Origin of the sequence: Bacteroides sp. 224 (genome assembly GCF_010500995.1) — a bacterium.
Taxonomy (GTDB): domain Bacteria; phylum Bacteroidota; class Bacteroidia; order Bacteroidales; family Bacteroidaceae; genus Bacteroides.
The window spans coordinates 1-1,578 of sequence record NZ_QVMK01000084.1 but is presented as its reverse complement, the minus strand read 5'-3'; the positions used below and the strand labels follow the sequence as shown (position 1 = coordinate 1,578).

Annotated in this window: 2 protein-coding genes; both read left to right on the top strand. The window is 38.2% G+C overall.

The features are described 5' to 3' along the window. Nucleotides 1-53 precede the first annotated feature (53 nt). The gene (locus D0T60_RS18880; protein WP_163219936.1) at nucleotides 54-428 is read left to right on the top strand and encodes a hypothetical protein; all 375 of its coding nucleotides are present in this window, start codon (nucleotides 54-56) and stop codon (nucleotides 426-428) included. After that, nucleotides 428-1,324, top strand: a complete 897-nt coding sequence (locus D0T60_RS18410; RefSeq protein ID WP_370524923.1) for an IS3 family transposase — start codon at nucleotides 428-430, stop codon at nucleotides 1,322-1,324. The genes D0T60_RS18880 and D0T60_RS18410 overlap by 1 nt, the downstream gene beginning before the upstream one ends. Nucleotides 1,325-1,578: the final 254 nt, after the last annotated feature.

The window sequence follows — 1,578 nt, the reverse complement described above, 5'->3', positions numbered from 1 at the left end:
GTCTTATACGGGATTAGGTTGACACCCTTTTGCTGCATAATATTTTATTATTTATGCAAAAAAAAGTACATCGTTTCTACAGTGAAACATTTAAGTTGGAAGTGTTACGTGATCATTACTCTTGCAGTTCGTCTCTCAATTTTACCGTTCGAAAATGGGGTTTGAGTTCCAATTCGCTCCTACTTTCTTGGATAAGGCGCTATCCACTTGACTCAAAATTTTTATCTTTGGATATTGAAACTATATCCTGCAATGAGATGGGTAAAAGTAAAAAGAGCAAAGAAGCAGTTCTTCAAGAGCAGATTCTTAATTTAAAGAAAGCTTTGGAAATGGAAAAACTTCGTTCCCGTGCTTTCGAGACCTTGATTGAGATTACTGAAAAAGAAGAAGGTATTTCCATCTTAAAAAAAGATGGTGCCAAGCAGTAATAAGCCTCCATAAAGAGTATCCGAGGTTAACTTTGTATACTCTTTGTGGTCTGTTTGGCAAGTCTCGTCAGGCTTATTATAAGAAGAAAAAGGTTCTTATAACTCGTTCTCAAATAAGAGCAGTCTTACTGGAAGCCATTTCCTATTATCGTGCTCAGGACCCCGGCATGGGTGGTCTAAAGCTATATTGGGAACTTTCCGGTTTATATGGACATCAGGTAACGGGTGGCAGGGATGCTTTTTTAAACTTTCTGCGGACAGAAAAGCTTATGCTTCCTGCCCGAAAACCCAGATACACGACTCAATCCAACCATTTGTACATGAAATATCCCAACTTGATTAAATATCTGCTTGTCGGGTATCCTAATCATCTTTGGGTGAGTGATATTACTTATATCTGGATAGAAGGAGGTGTATGTTATCTACATTTACTTACTGATGCTTATTCACATGCTGTTTTAGGTTGGGAACTGGCTCCTGGTCTTCATGCGGAGTATACTGCCAAAGCTCTTTCACAAGCCATAGAAAAAGCCCGGGGAGGCAATCTATGTGGAACGATCCATCATTCTGACCGCGGATCACAATATGCCTGCGACTTATATGTGAGTTTACTAAAAGAGCATCACATACGTATCAGTATGACAGAGTGTTACAAGCCTACTGATAATGCTGTGGCGGAAAGAATGAATGGTATACTCAAAACTGAATGGATTTATGGAACTTCACTCTTTAAATCCGAACAGCAGGCCAAAGAGGAAATTGCACAAATGATACAGTTCTATAATTACCAAAGACCGCACATGAGCATTGGAATGAAGAAGCCAATGGATGTATATGAAGGAGAAGTACCGGGAGATAATTTATGGAAAAAGAAAGCAAAAAAAATAAAAGAATGAAGTACATTTGTAAAACCGAGAAAAAAGGTGGCGAAGGTTTATGCCATTGTTACCAAAAGTTGACAGGGTATCGAACCCTGCCAACTTTTACCGAGAAAAAAAGGATGGCTCGGAATGTCCATTATTTTGTAATCGACAACTTTTTTAGAAAGAACAAGTTATGAATGACAACCAGTTTAGAAGAAAAAAAGATATTGTGACAACCGGTTTAGTAACAAGCAGCAAAAAATGACAACCACTTTCAGTATAAGTCA